The following is a 17049-nucleotide window of genomic DNA, read 5'->3' as shown; positions in this document are numbered from 1 at the left end:
CGTTAACCCTTCAAAATAAGACAGGGAAGCAGGGGAGGACGAAATGCTGTTGCAGATAGTGTCCGCTTTGGGCGTCGTGGTCGTCGCCGTTTTCGCGTGCTCGGCCTATTTCTTTTTCTCGAACAAGATCCTCGATCTCGCCTTACCGGTGAAGGACGGTGATATCCGTCAGGCCGCGACCAATCTGAACCGGCGCGCGATGATCCGCCCCTGGCTGTTCCTCGGTCCGGCATTGTTCTTGCTGATCGTCTATCTCGTCTATCCTGTCGTCGCGACCTTCATCCTGTCCTTCTACGACCGGTCGGGAAACCAGTTCGTCGGCGTGGCGAACTATCAATGGGCTTTGACCGACCGCGAATTCCGCCAGTCGATCTTCAACAACATTCTGTGGCTCGCCGTCGTGCCGGCCGCATGCACCTTCTTCGGCCTCATCATAGCTGTAATGACCGATCGTATCTGGTGGGGCAATATCGCCAAGAGCATCGTTTTCATGCCGATGGCGATCTCCTTCGTCGGCGCCTCTGTCATCTGGAAATTCATCTACGAATATCGCGGCGGCAACGATGTGCAGATCGGTCTTCTGAACGCTATTGTGCAGACCTTCGGCGGTACGCCACAGGTCTGGATCTCCGTTCCCTTCTGGAACAACTTTTTCCTGATGGTGATTCTGATTTGGATCCAGACCGGTTTTGCCATGGTCATCCTCTCGGCAGCGTTACGTGGCATTCCGGAAGAGACAATCGAGGCGGCCGTCATTGACGGCGCCAATGGTTGGCAGATCTTCTGGCGCATCATGGTGCCGCAGGTCTGGGGCACGATTGCGGTCGTCTGGACCACGATCACTATCCTTGTCCTCAAGGTCTTCGATATCGTGCTCACCATGACCAACGGCCAGTGGCAGACCATGGTGCTGGCAAACCTGATGTTCAACTGGTTGTTCCGCGGCGGTGGTGATTCCGGCCGAAGTGCCGTTATCGCCCTCGTCATCATGTTAGCCGTGACCCCGATCATGGTTTGGAACGTGCGTCGCGCCAATGCCGAGTTGAGGGGGCGCTGAGATGACGAGAGCTGCAAGTTACTTCAAGATCGGCCCAGCCCGTCTCTTCGTTCACTTCTGCGTTCTCGTTATCGTCATCGTCTGGCTGGTGCCGACACTCGGCATCTTCGTCAGCGCGCTCCGCGACAGGGACCAGATCACCGCGTCCGGCTGGTGGACCGCCTTTGCCGGCTCCACGCAGACCGTCGCGGTGCGCCTCGGCACGCCCGATCAACAGAAGCAGGAGGGGGATATCTACGTCATCACGGGCAACGTGTTGGCAGACCAGCCCGGTCGTTCGGTCAAGGCCTTTGGCGTACGTGTGCAGCAGCCTTCAGCCTTCGAGGCCGGCCAGACCGCCGATCTCGGCGATGGCGAAAGCCTGCTCATCAATAGCGACGGCAGCTACCGCTACATGAGGAATGCAGCCTTCGCTTCCGACGAACGTCCGCGCCGTATCTATGTCGCGGCATCGGCGCCGCCCGAATTCACGATGATGAACTATAAAACCGTTCTGACGAGCGAGGGCATTGGTCAATCTTTCATCAACTCGCTGACGGTGACCATTCCGGCGACCATCATCCCCATCCTGATCGCCGCCTTCGCCGCCTATGCGCTGAGCTGGATGGAATTTCCCGGCCGCGCGCTGCTGATCGCGCTCGTCGTCGGCCTCATCGTCGTGCCGCTGCAGATGTCGCTCATTCCGTTGCTGCGTCTCTATAATGAGATCGGCGCGATGATCAATCAGCCATCCAAGACCTATCCCGGTATCTGGCTGGCGCATACCGCCTTCGGTATGCCGCTCGCCATCTACCTCCTTCGGGCCTATATCGCCGGCCTGCCCAAGGAAATCATCGAATCCGCCCGCGTCGACGGTGCGAGCGATTTCGAGATCTTCACACGCATCGTATTGCCTCTGTCCTTCCCCGCGCTCGCCTCCTTCGCGATCTTCCAGTTCCTGTGGGTATGGAACGACCTGCTTGTCGCCATGGTCTTCCTCGGTACCGACAAAGATCACCTCGTGCTGACCGGAGCGCTGAATGCGCTGCTCGGCTCGCGCGGCGGCAACTGGGAAATCCTGACGGCGTCGGCCTTCGTCACCATCATCATCCCGCTGCTCGTCTTCTTCTCATTGCAGCGCTATCTGGTGCGGGGCCTGTTGGCGGGGTCGGTCAAGGGAGGCTGATCCATCCCAAGACGCAATTTCAAACAGGATATCCCATGAGTGTGGCTTTCCAATCCGATCTGACTGCCGACAAGGACTGGTGGCGCGGCGCGGTGATCTATCAGATCTATCCGCGTTCCTACCAGGATTCGAACGGTGACGGCATCGGCGACCTGAAGGGCATCACCGCCCGCTTGCCGCATGTGGCAAGCCTCGGCGCCGACGCCATCTGGATTTCGCCTTTCTTCACCTCGCCGATGCGCGACTTTGGCTATGACGTGTCGGACTATGAAAACGTCGATGCGATTTTCGGCACACTCGTCGATTTCGACACGCTGATCGCGGAGGCACACCGCCTCGGAATAAAAGTGATGATCGACCTCGTCATCTCACACTCTTCCGATCAACACCCATGGTTCGTCGAAAGCCGGACGAGCAAGACGAATGCCAAGGCAGACTGGTATGTCTGGGCAGACGCCAAGCCGGACGGCACGCCGCCGAACAACTGGCTGTCGATCTTCGGAGGTTCGGCATGGGCCTGGGATCCGACGCGCATGCAATATTACATGCACAACTTCCTGACCTCGCAGCCGGATATGAACCTGCACAATCCGGAAGTTCAGGACCGCCTGCTCGATGTCGTCCGCTTCTGGCTGAAGCGCGGCGTCGATGGCTTCCGTCTCGATACGATCAACTTCTACTTCCACGATAAGCTGTTGCGCGACAATCCGGCGCTCCCGCCGGAACGCCGCAACGCATCGACTGCTCCGGCCGTGAACCCCTATAATTTCCAGGAGCACCTCTACGACAAGAATCGCCCGGAGAACCTCGAATTCCTGAAGCGCTTCCGTGCGGTACTGGAAGAATATCCGGCGATCGCTGCCGTTGGAGAAGTAGGCGACAGCCAGCGCGGTCTTGAAATTGTCGGCGAATATACGTCCGGCAATGACAAGATGCACATGTGCTACGCCTTCGAATTCCTGGCGCCCGATCCGCTTACGCCTGAGCGCGTCGAGGAAGTCATGAAGGATTTTGGTGCGGCCGCTCCTGATGGCTGGGCCTGCTGGGCCTTCTCCAACCACGATGTGATGCGTCATGTCAGTCGTTGGGGTTCGCTGGTCGCCGATCACGACGCTTTCGCCAAGCTCTACGCCGCGCTCTTGATGACGCTGCGCGGTTCGGTCTGCCTCTATCAGGGCGAGGAGCTGGCGCTCACCGAAGCCGATCTCGCCTATCAGGATCTGCAGGATCCCTATGGCATCCAGTTCTGGCCGGAATTCAAGGGCCGTGATGGCTGCCGCACGCCGATGGTCTGGGATAGCCAGGTCGCACAAGGGGGCTTCTCGACGGTCAAGCCCTGGCTGCCGGTGCCGGTTGAGCACATCCTGCGCGCCGTCAGTGTCCAGCAGGGCGACGAGAACTCGGTGCTCGAGCACTACCGCCGCTTCATCGCCTTCCGCAAGCAGTACCCGGCTTTCGCCAAGGGTGAGATCGAGTTCGAGGAACCGCAGGGCGACGCGCTGATCTTCACGCGCGAATATGCGGACGAGACGCTGCTCTGCATTTTCAACATGGGCGCAGCGGAAGTGAATGTCAGCCTGCCGGCGGGCGAATGGCAGGCTTTGACAGGCCATGGCTTTACCAGCAACAATTACGGCGACAAGATCGATATTCCGGCTTGGGGGGCGTATTTCGCCCGCCTCGCTTAAGGATCAGGAGGGGAGAGGAAATGACTGGACTGACGCTTAAGGATATCCGCAAATCCTATGGCTCCGTGGACGTGCTCCACGGTATCGACCTGGAGATCAACGAGGGCGAATTCATCGTTTTCGTCGGCCCCTCCGGCTGTGGCAAATCCACGCTTCTACGCATGATCGCCGGCCTCGAGAATATCACCGGCGGTGAGATGTATATCGACGGCATGCTCGTCAATGACGTGCCGCCGTCGAAGCGCGGTATCGCCATGGTATTCCAGTCCTACGCGCTCTATCCGCATATGACGGTCTTCGACAACATGGCCTTCGGTATGAAGATCGCCGGCGAAAGCAAGCAGGAAATCGACCGCCGCGTGCGGGCGGCGGCCGAAAGCCTGCAACTGACGAAATATCTCGACCGCCTGCCGAAGGCGCTCTCGGGCGGCCAGCGCCAGCGCGTGGCGATCGGCCGGGCCATATGCCGCAACCCGAAGGTCTTCCTTTTCGACGAACCGCTCTCCAACCTCGACGCAGCACTGCGCGTCGCAACCCGCATCGAGATCGCCCGGCTCAACGAACAGATGGCCGATACGACGATGATCTATGTCACGCACGATCAGGTCGAGGCGATGACGCTGGCCGACCGCATTGTCGTTCTCTCCGCCGGCAATATCGAGCAGGTCGGTGCGCCGCTGGAGCTTTATGAGCGCCCGGCAAACCTTTTTGTCGCCAAGTTCATCGGCTCTCCGGCTATGAACATCATCCCGGCAACCATCACCAATGCCGGCGAAAACACAACGGTGACGCTGACCGGCGGCAAGTCTGTAACGCTCGCCATGGCCACTGCGGCGTCCGAAAAGGGCAAGCAGGCGAGCTTCGGTGTTCGCCCGGAGGATCTGCGCATCGCAGCCGCGAATGAAGACTACCTCTTCGAGGGCGAAGTCTCGATCGTCGAAGCGCTAGGCGAAGTGACACTGCTCTATATCGAGGGCCTGGTTCAGGGCGAGCCGATTATCGTCAAGCTGCCCGGCATCTATGATGTGAAGAAGGGTCAGAAGATGCATTTCGTCGCCGATCGGCAGAAGCTGCATCTCTTCGATGCTGCGGGTCACACTTATCGGAGGTGATCATCCATTTTTGGTGGAATCCTTCTTCCTGAGGCTGTGGAGGGGAAGGATTCTCACTTTCTGTTAAACATGCGGTGCTAGCCTTTTTTCGATCAAGACTGAGGGAACCAAGGCCATGGCCGCATCGAATCCAACACCGCCGAAATCGCACTTCCTGGCCAAGGAAGAGTCTTTCATGTACGACCGCGAATCGCGGTTCAAGATGGAAGACACGATGAACGCCGCGCGCATCGAATATACGGAAAAGGGCGTCATGCATGCCGCCTCGCGCCGCTGTGATATCGTCCGTATCTCGATGAGCAGCGCGATCCTCGCGATCCTCACGCAATATACGCTGCCCAAGCAGTTCTATCTTGATATTCCGGACGCCCGCATCACCAAGGTGGGCTGCCTCTTGATGAAGACCTTTCCGAACAACACGATCGAGGTTCGCTTCCTGCGCCTGCTGACGCAGAAGGAACTGAACAAGATCTTCGTCTACAGCACGCACCCTGCTCATAAGGACTACGTCCTCGATATCCGCGCGTAGCAGCCTCGCGCCTCGCTGGATATGGAAAACCCGCGGTTTGGCCGCGGGTTTTTCTTTTGCATTGATGACGGGATGTCAGTGGGCGTGGAAAAGTACGCTGGCCCCCTGGTCGGACGGGCCGACCGCATGGCGGAACGGTGCAAAGAGCTCGCGGCCCATGCCGAATTCATTGTCCGAGAGATCGATAACGACAGGTTCGCGCTCGGCCATGTCGGCGGCATCGACGAGAACTTCGAGCGTGCCCCTGATCGCGTCGAGACGAATGATGTCGCCGTCCTTGATGCGGGCGATCGGGCCGCCATCGACAGCTTCGGGCGTGACGTGGATTGCCGCCGGCACCTTGCCGGACGCGCCGGACATACGCCCGTCGGTGAGCAATGCCACGCGGAAGCCACGGTCCTGCAGCACGCCGAGCGCCGGCGTCAGCTTGTGCAGTTCCGGCATCCCGTTGGCCTTCGGTCCCTGGAAGCGCACGACAGCGACGAAGTCGCGATTAAGCTTGCCTTCCTTGAAGGCGTCCTGCAGCTCCTGCTGGCTGTGGAAGATAACAGCCGGTGCTTCGATGATGTGACGATCGGCCTTGACCGCAGAGATCTTGATGACCGCCTTGCCGAGGTTGCCGCGCAGCATCTTCAATCCGCCATTCGGTTGAAAAGGTGTCTCGATGCTGGCGAGCACCTTTGGATCGTGGCTCTTCTCCGGTGAAGGCTGGCGCACGACCGTGCCGTTTTCGCCGAGTTGCGCATCAACAGTATAGGCTTCGAGCCCTTGGCCGAAAACGGTGCGCACATCATCATGCAAGAGGCCCTGCTTCAGAAGTTCCTTGATGAGGAAGCCCATGCCGCCGGCTGCCTGGAAATGGTTCACGTCTGCGAGCCCGTTCGGATAGACGCGGGCAAGCAGCGGGATCAATTCCGATAGCTCGGCAATATCCTGCCAGGTGAGTACGATGCCGCCGGCGCGCGCCATGGCGACGAGGTGCATCGTATGGTTCGTCGAGCCGCCGGTTGCATGCAGGCCGACCACGCCATTGACGATCGAGCGCTCGTCGATCATCTCGCCGGCCGGCGTGAATTCGTTGCCGAGTGCGGTAATGGCGAGCGCCCGCTTGGCAGCTTCACGCGTCAGCGCTTCACGCAGCGGCGTGCCGGGATTGATGAAGGAGGAACCCGGCATATGGAATCCCATGATCTCCATCAGCATCTGGTTGGAATTGGCCGTGCCGTAGAAGGTGCAGGTGCCGGGGCCATGATAGGACTTGGATTCGGCCTCCAGCAGCTCGGCGCGGCCGACCTTGCCTTCGGCAAAAAGCTGGCGCACACGCGACTTCTCGTCGTTCGGCAGGCCTGACGTCATCGGCCCGGCCGGAATGAAGATCGCCGGCAGGTGGCCGAAGGAAAGCGCAGCGATGACGAGGCCGGGCACGATCTTGTCACAGACGCCGAGGAAGAGGGCGGCATCGAACATATTGTGCGACAGGCCGACACCTGCCGCCATGGCGATCAGGTCGCGGGAGAAGAGTGAGAGCTCCATGCCGGGCTGGCCCTGGGTGACGCCGTCGCACATGGCCGGAACGCCGCCGGCGACCTGCGCAATACCGCCGGCCTGGGCAGCCGCCTCGCGGATGATTGCCGGATAGGTCTCGAACGGCTGGTGGGCCGAGAGCATGTCGTTATAGGCGGTGATGATGCCGAGATTGGGCACGCGGTCGCCTGCAAGTGCATCTTTCTCGGCCGGGGAACAGACGGCGAAGCCATGGGCCAGATTGGCGCAGCCGAGAACAGAACGGTTGACACCCTGGGAGGCGGCAGCGCGCAGGCGCTCCAGATAGCGCTCGCGGGTCGGCTTCGAGCGTTCGACAATGCGATTCGTGATCGCAGCAATGCGTGCGTGAGCGGACATGGAAAATCCCTGCCTTGTTCTGGTTCGTCTGTATCTGTTTCCGGGCTGTGGCGGCTCTATGGCCGGATCAGGGAGCCCAGTAGATCTCGACCGGGGAAGTGGCCCGGCGCAGAATGGCGCGGATCGGCATGTCTGCCTCGTCACCGTTGCCCTCTGCCTTGGCGAGAACGTCTTTTTTGCCTTCGCCCTCAATGTGGAGAATAAGCAGTTTCGCATCTTCGAGAGCGGAGAAGGTGAAGGTCAGGCGTGGTTCACCGGCCCCTTCCGCATCCATGGTAATGATACCGCGTGGCGTCGTTGCGTCGAGTGCCACGCTCAGATTGGTGCCGCCCGGAAAGAACGAGGCCGTATGGCCGTCGCCGCCCATGCCGAGAATGACGACATCGAAAGGGATGCCGATCTCGGCACTTTTTGCCGTTGCCAGCTTTGCAGCCTCCTCGACGGAGGTTGCCGGCTGGTAAAGCGGCACGAAACGCGCCGCTTTCGCCTTGTTCTGGAGAAGATTGGCATCGACCAGCAGATGGTTCGAGCGCGGATTGTCGGCGGGAACGAAACGTTCGTCGACAAGCGTGATCGTCACCTTGGCCCAGTCGATATCGCGCGTCGAAAGCGCCTGGAAGAAAGCTTTCGGCGTGGAGCCGCCGGAAACGGCGATGCTCGCCTCTCCGCATGCTGCGATGGCTGCCGAAAGTGCGCCGGAAACCTTATCCGCAAGGTTGGCGGCGAGTTCGGCGGCGTTTGCGAAGGAATGCAGTGTCGATGCCATATCTTCAGACCCTAGACTAGATGTCGTCATGCCAGGTTCGGCCGTCGCGTTCGATCAGCGCGATGGCCTGGCTCGGTCCCCAGGTGCCGGCTGTGTAGCCCTGCACCTGCTGGCCGGTGGATTCCCAACCCTTGAGGATCGGATCGACCCACTGCCATGCGGCTTCGACTTCGTCGCGGCGCATGAACAGCGTCTGGTTGGAACGAATGACATCCATCAGCAGACGTTCGTAGGCATCGGGATTGCGGACATTGAAGGCCTCAGCGAAGCTCATGTCGAGCGAAACGTTGCGCAGGCGCATGCCGCCCGGACCCGGATCCTTGATCATCAGCGACTGCTTGACGCCTTCATCCGGCTGCAGACGGATGATCAGCTGGTTCTGGCTGATGCGGCCGGCTGCCTGGTCGAAGACCGAGTGCGGGATCGACTTGAAGGTGATGACGATTTCCGAAACGCGACCCGCGAGGCGTTTGCCGGTCCGGATGTAGAAGGGAACGCCAGCCCAGCGCCAGTTGTTGATCTCGGCCTTGATGGAAACGAAAGTTTCCGTGTTGGAAACGCCCCCTTCAAGCTCTTCCAGATAGCCCTTGACCGGGCCGCTGCCAGACGCGCCGGCGCGATACTGGCCGCGAACGGTGGCCTGCTCGACGTTGGAGGCGTTGATCGGCTTCAGAGCCCGAAGAACCTTCAGCTTTTCGTCGCGAACGGCTTCCGAATCCATGGAGGAGGGGACTTCCATCGCGGTGAGGCAGAGGAGCTGCAGGATGTGGTTCTGAACCATGTCACGCAGCGCGCCGGCCGTGTCGTAATAGCCGGCGCGGCCTTCGAGGCCGACGGATTCGGCAACGGTGATCTGCACATGGTCGATATAGTTGGCATTCCACAGCGGCTCGTAGAGCGCGTTGGCAAAGCGCAGTGCCATCAGGTTCTGCACCGTTTCCTTGCCGAGATAGTGGTCGATGCGGAAGATTTGCTCTTCCTTAAAGACGCGGCCGATATTGTCATTGAGCTGCAGGGCTGAAGCCAGATCACGGCCGATCGGCTTTTCGACGACGATGCGGGTCGCCTTGGTGATCAGCTTGTGGTCATGGATCTTCTGGGCGATATCGCCGAAGATGCCAGGCGCGACGGCGAGATAGAAGGCGCGAACACGATCCTTGCCCTCATCGAGCAGCTTCTTCAGAACGTCCCAGCCGGTATCCGTGCGGGCATCGACGGAAACATAAAAGAGACGGGCGCAGAATTTTTCGACTTCCACCTCTTCGTATTCGCCCTTTTTCAGGTGCTCCTTGAGCGCGTCCTTGGCAAACTTGCGGTATTCCTCATGCGAAAGCGAGCTGCGCGAAGCGCCGATGACACGGGTCGGTTCCGAGAACTGGCCTTCGATCTGGCGATGATACAGCGCGGGCAGAAGCTTGCGCTCGGCAAGGTCGCCGCTGCCGCCGAAGACGACGTAATCAAAAGGCTCAACGGGAATGATTTGGCTGCTCATGAGCTTGTCTCTCAATCAGGCTTGGTTGGCGGCCGTTTTAATCTAATCGATTTAAAAAAGCCAGTGTGCGGTGCAATGAATCTGTCGGTCATCGGTTTTAAAGCGAATTTCCCGGAGAGGAAATCCGCAATCGAACTAAAACTTGTCGCGGAGGGCAAACCACGACAGGGCAAGGAAAAGCAGCGGCGCCCGCATGCGCGCGCCGCCCGGAAAGGCGGGAATGTCGAGCGCCTTGAAGAGATCGAGATCAGCCGATTTTCCCAGCAGCATTTCTGCGTAAAGCTTGCCACAGTAATTTGACAGTATGACGCCGTGGCCGGAATAACCGCCGATCGACGTGACACCAGGCATGACCTCACGCACGAAAGGCTGGCGCGGCATGGTGATGCCGACCGAGCCGCCCCAGGCGTGGGTGATTTCGATATCCTTCAGTGCGGGATAGATCTCGGCTATCTGCCGGCGGATATGCTGCGAGATGTCACGCGGGTTATCGGCAGTATAGGCCTCGCGTCCGCCGAAGAGCAGCCGTCCGTCCTTCGACTTGCGGAAATAGCGGACGACGAAACGCGAATCCGCCACCGCCTCGCCACCCGGTATCACATCAGGGAACCGCTCGAGCGGTATTGTCGCGCCGATGAAGGAGCGGATCGGCATCACATGGCTTGCCGTAATCGGTTCCAGGTTGCCGATATGGCCATTGCACGCAATCAGTGCCCTGTTGGCGGTGATCGTGCCGCGCTCGGTCTCGATGATCACCTTGCCGCTACCCTGGCCGATCGATGTCGCCTTGGTCATTTCAAAAATATCGGCCCCTGCATTGGCCGCCACCCGACCGAGACCGATCAGTAGCTTCAGCGGGTGAATGTGACCGGTGCCGGTGTCGCGCACACCGCAATGGAAGCGGTTGGATCCGAGCCGCTCCTGCGTCTCTTCGCGATCCATGAAACGAATATGCGGATAGTCGTAGCGGGCGGCCGCAATCTCCGCATTCTCGTAATAATCCCGCTTGTAGCTTTCCTTGTGGGCGACACTGAGCTGTCCGGGCATATAGTCCATGTCGATCTGGTGCTCGGTCGCAAAATCCATGAGGTGCCGCTTGGCATCCTCGGCGAGATCGAAAAGCGCCTTGGAACGTTCGTAACCGATCTTCTTCTCCAGCTCTTCCGGCCACCAGCGTTGACCGGTACCGAGCTGCCCTCCATTGCGCCCCGAGGCGCCATCGCCAAGCCGGCTGGCCTCGATCAGCGTGACCGATACGCCGGCCTTGGCGAGATTGTAGGCGGCCTGAAGACCTGTGTAGCCGCCGCCGATTATGGCGACGTCACATTGCCTCGAACCGTCGAGTGCCGGATAATCCGGGCGCTCGCCGACTGTTGCCTGATACCAGGACACACCGGGTGCGATGGGGCTTTGCCATGTCTCTTTCGTCATGGCGGCCCCCTTACACGTTCAGAAGGAGGAATTCCCGCTCCCAGGGGCTGATCACCTGCATGAAGGTTTCGAACTCGCCCCGCTTCACGCCGGCATAGAGCCCGATGAACTCCTTGCCGAAGACTTCCCCGAAGGCGGGCTCGTCTTCCAGCAGTGCCACCGCTTCCAGAAGACCGCGCGGCAGGTCGATCGAGCCCTCGTTGGCCGAATCCTCGGTCGGCGCCGTCGGCTCGATTTCCTTGGTGATGCCGAGCAGGCCAGACGCCAGCGACGCGGCAAGTGCCAGATAAGGATTGGCATCCGAACTCGGCAGGCGGTTTTCCACGCGCCGGGCCTGCGGATCGGAAACCGGCACGCGGAAGGCCGTCGTGCGGTTGTCGTAACCCCAGGCATTGTTGACCGGGCAGGACATATCCGGCTGCAGGCGCCGGTAGGAATTCACGTAGGGCGCAAGCATGGCAAGCGCGCTCGGCACGTATTTCTGCATGCCACCGATAAAGTGGAAGAATTCCTTCGACGCCGAACCATCATTGTTGGAGAAGACATTCTTGCCCGTGTCGATATCGACGACGGACTGGTGGATATGCATCGCCGAACCCGGCTGGCCCTGCATCGGCTTCGCCATGAAGGTCGCGTAGATATCGTGCTTGAGTGCCGCCTCGCGGATCGTTCGCTTGAAGAGAAACACCTGGTCGGCAAGCTCGATCGGATTGCCGTGACGGAGGTTGATTTCGAGCTGCGCCGGTCCTTCCTCGTGGATCAGCGTATCGATTTCGAGGCCCTGCTTCTCCGAAAAATGATAGATGTCGTCGATCAACTCGTCGAACTCGTTGATGCCGGCGATAGAGTAGCCCTGGCCGCCGAGGATCGAACGACCCGAGCGGCCTTTCGGCGGATGCAGCGGATAGTCAGGGTCATCATTCATTGCGACGAGATAAAACTCGATTTCCGGCGCCACGATCGGCTTCCATCCACGCTCTGCATAGAGGCTGATGATACGCTTCAGCACGTTGCGCGGCGTATAAGGCACTTCCTGCCCCTCGGAATTGACGATATCGCAGATCACTTGCGCGGTCGGGTCAGTTTCCCACGGCACTACGGACAGTGTGGAAAGATCCGGCACCAGCTTCAGGTCGCTGTCGCGCGGTTCGTAGCGGAAGCTTTCGGTCTCTTCGGGATATTCGCCTGAGATCGTGTGGCGATAGATCGCTGATGGCAGGGCGAGCGACGTGTTTGAAGTGAATTTGGAGGTCGGCATCATCTTGCCGCGCGGCACCCCGGCGAGGTCGGGGGTGATGCATTCGATGTCCTCGATCCCGCGTGCCCTCAGCCACTGCGCTGCTTCCTTCCAGTTTGCAACACCACGCGAGGATCCGGGATCGGGAGGGGTTTTCGTCGAGGTGGGCAGGTTTCTGGCAGGCTTCAGCGTCGTCTTTTTTGGGGACATGACACACCGGTTTGTGTTGATCGTAACGCCATCATAACCGGAGTTTGGCAATTGGCGAGGGGGTGGAAGGCGTTGACATCAGCCCTTTCATGGAAAAAGAAGACGCGATTTCAGCAGGGAAAACAGATTTGCAGCGCAAGAGCGATGTAATCGTCATCGGGGCCGGTGCCGCGGGCATGATGTGCGCCATTCGCGCCGGTCAACGTGGCCGCTCGGTCACCGTACTCGACCATGCCCGTGCCGTCGGCGAGAAGATCCGCATCTCGGGTGGTGGTCGCTGCAATTTCACCAATATCAATGCCTCTCCGAAGAATTTCCTTTCCGCCAACCCGCATTTCTGCAAATCGGCGCTCGCTCGTTTCACACCGGCGGATTTTATCGCCATGGTGGATCGGCATGGGATCGCCTGGCATGAAAAGACGCTCGGCCAGCTTTTCTGCAACAACAGCGCCAAGGACATCATCGTCATGCTGCTCGATGAGATGCGCGCGGCGGGCGCCGTCTGGCATCTCGGAGTGGAAATATCAGGAGTTGAAAGGTCCGAAGGCGGTTTCCGAGTCTTAACATCGGAAGGTATCTGTGAGGCCGCCTCGCTCGTCATTGCAACCGGCGGGAAATCCATTCCGAAAATGGGCGCGACGGGCTTTGCCTATCGTATTGCCGAGCAATTCGGCCTTGCGGTGACCGAAACGCGTCCCGGCCTCGTGCCTCTGACGCTCGACCCAATCCTGCTCGAAAGCATTGCGCCACTCTCAGGCATCTCCGCGCCTGCCGAGATCCGCCACGGCAAGACTGCCTTTCGCGAAGCCCTGCTCTTTACCCACCGTGGCCTCAGCGGCCCTGCCATCCTGCAGATTTCCTCTTATTGGCGAGAAGGCGATGCCATCACCGTCGATATCGAACCCGATGTCGATGTTACCGCGCATCTGAAGAAGGCGAAACAGGCCAATGGGCGTCAGTCGCCGCAGACCGCGCTCGGCGAGATCGTGCCGAAGCGCCTGGCGCAATATATCGTCGAACGCGAGGCGATCAGTGGCAATATGGCCGATCTGTCGGACAAACTGCTGGCCAAACTCGCCGACGCCGTGCAGAACTGGTCCGTCAGGCCTTCCGGCTCTGAGGGCTACCGCACGGCGGAAGTTACGCTCGGCGGCATCGACACGTCAGCCCTCGATTCACGCAGCATGCAGGCCAAGGCCGTTCCCGGTCTCTATTTCATTGGCGAATGCGTTGATGTGACCGGCTGGCTCGGCGGCTATAATTTCCAGTGGGCCTGGGCGTCCGGTTTTGCTGCCGGTGAAGCCTTGTAGGGCTGAATCTTTGTAGACGTGAAACTTTTTGAGCGATTCAAGACTTCTTAAGTTGCCTGCGCCATCCTGTCTCAATGGCAGGTTGGCAAAGCCATTCCTAAATTAAGCTTTACCGGCAAGCCGTTTTGTTGGATTGTTGTGTACAGATAAGAAGTGAGGTTTCGCAATGAACAGAAACACTCGTCGCGCCCGCGCCATCGCAATCGCCCAGGCGAAGCCTGATACGAAGCTCGTAACTCTACGTTATCTGATGCTCGCAGCCGGCGCGACCGCCGCCAGCATTGCTGCTCTTCTCTCCCACTTCATCTGATCTTTACAGCAGCTTGAAATGGAAGTTCCGGTCTCGCGACTGATAGATCGCGACTCTGCAGTGCGCAAAGTGCAACTATTGTGCAATCAAGGGTAATGCGCTCTTATCGCTTATCCGAAAATTAATATCTAATCAGACACATTGTAGACGAATATTTGGGTCTTTCCGGTCTTGCTGGAAATGGACTGGCAATGATTGCCGCCCTCTAGGGTTCCCCAACTGTTAGTAGATCAGCTGATATGCACCCGGCTGGCGCCAGAAGGCCGCCGGCGGGAGGAGTGGTGTATGAAAGGCACGGCGCGCAATGTTCATTGACAAGATTCTCTCTCGTTTCAAAATTCAGACCAAGGTTCTGATTTTTGTCCTGCCATTCGTCATCACTATTTCTGCCGTCGGTCTGACGGGTCTTTATGCTTCAGGTCTGCTGCAGGGCCGGATGGAGATTTCCAACAGCGTTCTCCAGTCGCTGAGCGGGTTCAAGGATCTCTACGCCTCGATGGATGACTTCCTGCAGACCACCAACGAGCAGGCGCGCGACAAACTTCATGCTGATATCAAGACCCAGGGGCAGACGCTGAACGCCACCATGGCGCAGATCGGCGACAGTGCCGGTCATGAAAACCTCCAGGCTGCCATTGAGGGCACCAACGGCATTTCGGATACCGTCGGCAAACTCTGGACGCTGCACGAGCAGGAAATGGCCCTTCGCAAGCAGATCGACGACGCCCAGAAGGTGATGATTACCAATCGCTTCAACGTCAGTTACGACGCCAAGCAGCTGGAAGAAAATATCCGCACCGACGAAGGCAACGCGACGGCAACGCTTCGCGCAGCCGACCGTCTCCTGAAGGGCGGCGATACACTGGCTGCCGCCATGAATGACTTCAACAAAGCGCAGACGTCGGCTGACAAGCTGAAGGTCGTGACCGACGCGCTTCCTGCGATCGTCAAGGCGCAGCGCATGATTGAAATTTCCGTGCCGCAGAACCAGAAGAGCATGACTCAGTCGATGGCGCAGACCATCAGTGATCTGAAGGCCCAGGCGGCAGCACCCGACGCCAGCACGGATGATGGCGTTGCCAATCTCGGCCGTCTCGTTTCCCGCTTCCGCCAGATGTCGACCTACACACAGCTCACCGCTACGCAGATGATGCGTGAGGCGACGACGACCTTCGTGGAACTCGACGGCCGCATCGCCCAGACCAACTCGGTGCTGGAGGATACGCGGCGCCTTGAAAGCTCCATTTATTCGCTGCAGCTCGTGCTTGCCGATTTCAATGCCAAGCCGAACAAGGAAAATCGTGTTCGCCTGAGCCAGGAAATCGCTACGCTCAACACCATGCTGAACACCCTTCAGGCCAGCGCCAAGGGTATGAATTTCGCCGGTGATATCGTCGATGCGATTACACCCGCCCTCGCTTCGATGGATAAGGGTGCACAAAGCCTCGTTGATGTGATCAATCAGCGTACGGCTGACTATGTCGCCGCGCGTCAGCAACTCGACGGTGTCTGGGGCCAGCTGACCAGCTTCGCGGAAGAGCAGAAGCAAACTGCGGGCGCGGAACGCGAACAGGCAAACAGCATCTCCGTCGGCACGACCGCGCTCGGCATCCTGGTGTCCATCGTCGGCGGCATCGCGCTGGTGCTGACGCTGCAGCGGCCGATCGCTCAGATCACCGCCGCCATGCGCCGTATAGCGGAAGGTGCGCTCGACACCAACATATCAGGCGAAAAGCGTCACGACGAAATCGGCGACATGGCTCGTGCGCTCGGCATCTTCAAGGAAAATGCCATCTCCAAGATTCGCATCGAGGAGCAGAGCGACGAAGAGCGCCAGGCTGCCGAACATGAACGCCAGCGCAACGACGCCGAAAAGCGCGAGATGGACCGCCAGATCGAGTTCGCCGTCAACGAGCTTGCCGCCGGCCTCGAGCGCATGTCGCAGGGGGATATCTCGACGACGATCGATACGCCTTTCATTGGCCGCCTCGAACAGCTCCGTCAGGATTTCAACGGTTCGATGATGCGCCTGCAGGCGACGATGAGCCAGATCCGCGATAATGTTCAGATGATCCAGGGCAACGGCAACCAGATGGCTCAGTCCGCCGAGGATCTTTCCAAGCGCACGGAGCAGCAGGCTGCATCGCTCGAAGAAACCGCTGCTGCCGTCGACCAGATCACGGTCACCGTCCGCTCATCTGCCGAGCGCGCCAAGGACGCCGACCAGATTGTCCGTCAGGCCAAGCGCAGCGCCGATGACTCCGCCGTCGTCGTCAACAATGCAATCGAGGCCATGACCCGTATCGAAGACGCGTCGCGCCAGATCGAGCAGATCATCGGCGTCATCGACGAAATCGCTTTCCAGACGAATCTGCTGGCGCTGAACGCCGGTATCGAAGCCGCGCGTGCCGGTGAAGCCGGCAAGGGCTTTGCCGTTGTCGCCATGGAAGTCCGCGAGCTTGCTCAGCGCTCTGCCGCTGCTGCGCAGGAAATCAAAGGGCTCATCAACAAGTCAACGAACGAGGTCAATTCCGGTTCGCAGTTCGTACAGGAGACCGGCACGGTTCTTGCCAAAATCAGCGCCCAGATCGTCACGATCAGCCAGCATGTTGAAATGATTGCGCGCGCCAGCCACGACCAGTCGAGCGCGCTGCAGGAAGTCAATTCCACCGTCAACCAGATGGACCAGATGACCCAGCAGAACGCTGCAATGGTGGAAGAAACCACGGCTGCCAGCCGCGAATTGGCCAACGAGGCGGATGCGCTGCTGCATCTCGTCCAGCAGTTCAAGATCGACGGCGACAGCGACATGCACTTGTACCGCGCCGCCTGACCGGGGC

13 protein-coding genes are annotated in these 17049 nt (G+C 59.4%); 8 read left to right on the top strand and 5 right to left on the bottom strand.

Annotated elements, in window-relative coordinates:
- The first annotated feature begins 43 nt into the window (after positions 1–43).
- The 5 genes from FHX08_RS13925 to FHX08_RS13905 all read left to right on the top strand — a co-directional run bounded on the left by FHX08_RS13925 (position 44) and on the right by FHX08_RS13905 (position 5551).
- On the top strand, positions 44–1057 hold the full coding sequence (locus FHX08_RS13925) for a carbohydrate ABC transporter permease (protein ID WP_132652616.1): 1014 nt from the start codon (positions 44–46) through the stop codon (positions 1055–1057).
- A 1-nt stretch (position 1058) separates the two neighbouring features.
- On the top strand, positions 1059–2222 hold the full coding sequence (locus FHX08_RS13920) for a carbohydrate ABC transporter permease (RefSeq protein WP_132652615.1): 1164 nt from the start codon (positions 1059–1061) through the stop codon (positions 2220–2222).
- Between the two features lie 35 nt (positions 2223–2257).
- Positions 2258–3910, top strand: coding sequence for an alpha-glucosidase (locus FHX08_RS13915; protein ID WP_132652614.1), 1653 nt, complete (start codon positions 2258–2260; stop codon positions 3908–3910).
- Between the two features lie 20 nt (positions 3911–3930).
- On the top strand, positions 3931–5022 hold the full coding sequence (locus FHX08_RS13910) for an ABC transporter ATP-binding protein (protein WP_132652613.1): 1092 nt from the start codon (positions 3931–3933) through the stop codon (positions 5020–5022).
- Between the two features lie 115 nt (positions 5023–5137).
- Positions 5138–5551: a hypothetical protein gene (locus FHX08_RS13905; RefSeq protein WP_183728680.1), complete on the top strand. Its 414-nt coding sequence runs from the start codon at positions 5138–5140 to the stop codon at positions 5549–5551.
- A gap of 75 nt (positions 5552–5626) precedes the next feature.
- Here FHX08_RS13905 and edd read toward each other — a convergent pair whose 3' ends face one another.
- The 5 genes from edd to FHX08_RS13880 form a co-directional block, all read right to left on the bottom strand.
- Positions 5627–7453, bottom strand: a complete 1827-nt coding sequence (gene edd, locus FHX08_RS13900; protein WP_132652612.1) for a phosphogluconate dehydratase — start codon at positions 7451–7453, stop codon at positions 5627–5629.
- Positions 7454–7520: 67 nt separating this feature from the next.
- On the bottom strand, positions 7521–8219 hold the full coding sequence (pgl, locus tag FHX08_RS13895; RefSeq protein ID WP_132652611.1) for a 6-phosphogluconolactonase: 699 nt from the start codon (positions 8217–8219) through the stop codon (positions 7521–7523).
- 16 nt (positions 8220–8235) lie between these two features.
- The gene (zwf, locus tag FHX08_RS13890) at positions 8236–9711 is read right to left on the bottom strand and encodes a glucose-6-phosphate dehydrogenase (RefSeq protein WP_132652610.1); all 1476 of its coding nucleotides are present in this window, start codon (positions 9709–9711) and stop codon (positions 8236–8238) included.
- Between the two features lie 135 nt (positions 9712–9846).
- A complete protein-coding gene (locus tag FHX08_RS13885) occupies positions 9847–11142 on the bottom strand; it encodes an NAD(P)/FAD-dependent oxidoreductase (protein ID WP_132652609.1) in 1296 nt (431 codons plus the stop codon).
- A 10-nt stretch (positions 11143–11152) separates the two neighbouring features.
- Positions 11153–12589 (bottom strand): glutamine synthetase family protein, encoded by a 1437-nt coding sequence (locus FHX08_RS13880; RefSeq protein WP_132652608.1) that lies wholly within the window; start codon positions 12587–12589, stop codon positions 11153–11155.
- Positions 12590–12678: 89 nt separating this feature from the next.
- Here FHX08_RS13880 and FHX08_RS13875 point away from each other — a divergent pair, with 89 nt between their 5' ends.
- The 3 genes from FHX08_RS13875 to FHX08_RS13865 all read left to right on the top strand — a co-directional run bounded on the left by FHX08_RS13875 (position 12679) and on the right by FHX08_RS13865 (position 17042).
- Positions 12679–13899: an NAD(P)/FAD-dependent oxidoreductase gene (locus FHX08_RS13875; RefSeq protein ID WP_132652607.1), complete on the top strand. Its 1221-nt coding sequence runs from the start codon at positions 12679–12681 to the stop codon at positions 13897–13899.
- A 166-nt stretch (positions 13900–14065) separates the two neighbouring features.
- A complete protein-coding gene (locus FHX08_RS13870) occupies positions 14066–14209 on the top strand; it encodes a hypothetical protein (RefSeq protein ID WP_165911859.1) in 144 nt (47 codons plus the stop codon).
- 304 nt (positions 14210–14513) lie between these two features.
- The gene (locus FHX08_RS13865) at positions 14514–17042 is read left to right on the top strand and encodes a methyl-accepting chemotaxis protein (protein WP_132652606.1); all 2529 of its coding nucleotides are present in this window, start codon (positions 14514–14516) and stop codon (positions 17040–17042) included.
- Positions 17043–17049: the final 7 nt, after the last annotated feature.

It is taken from the genome of Rhizobium sp. BK529 (genome assembly GCF_014194105.1).
In the GTDB taxonomy this organism is placed as follows: Bacteria; Pseudomonadota; Alphaproteobacteria; order Rhizobiales; family Rhizobiaceae; genus Rhizobium.
Note: the sequence above shows the minus strand (reverse complement) of the source record. Positions and strands in the feature narration are given on the sequence as shown.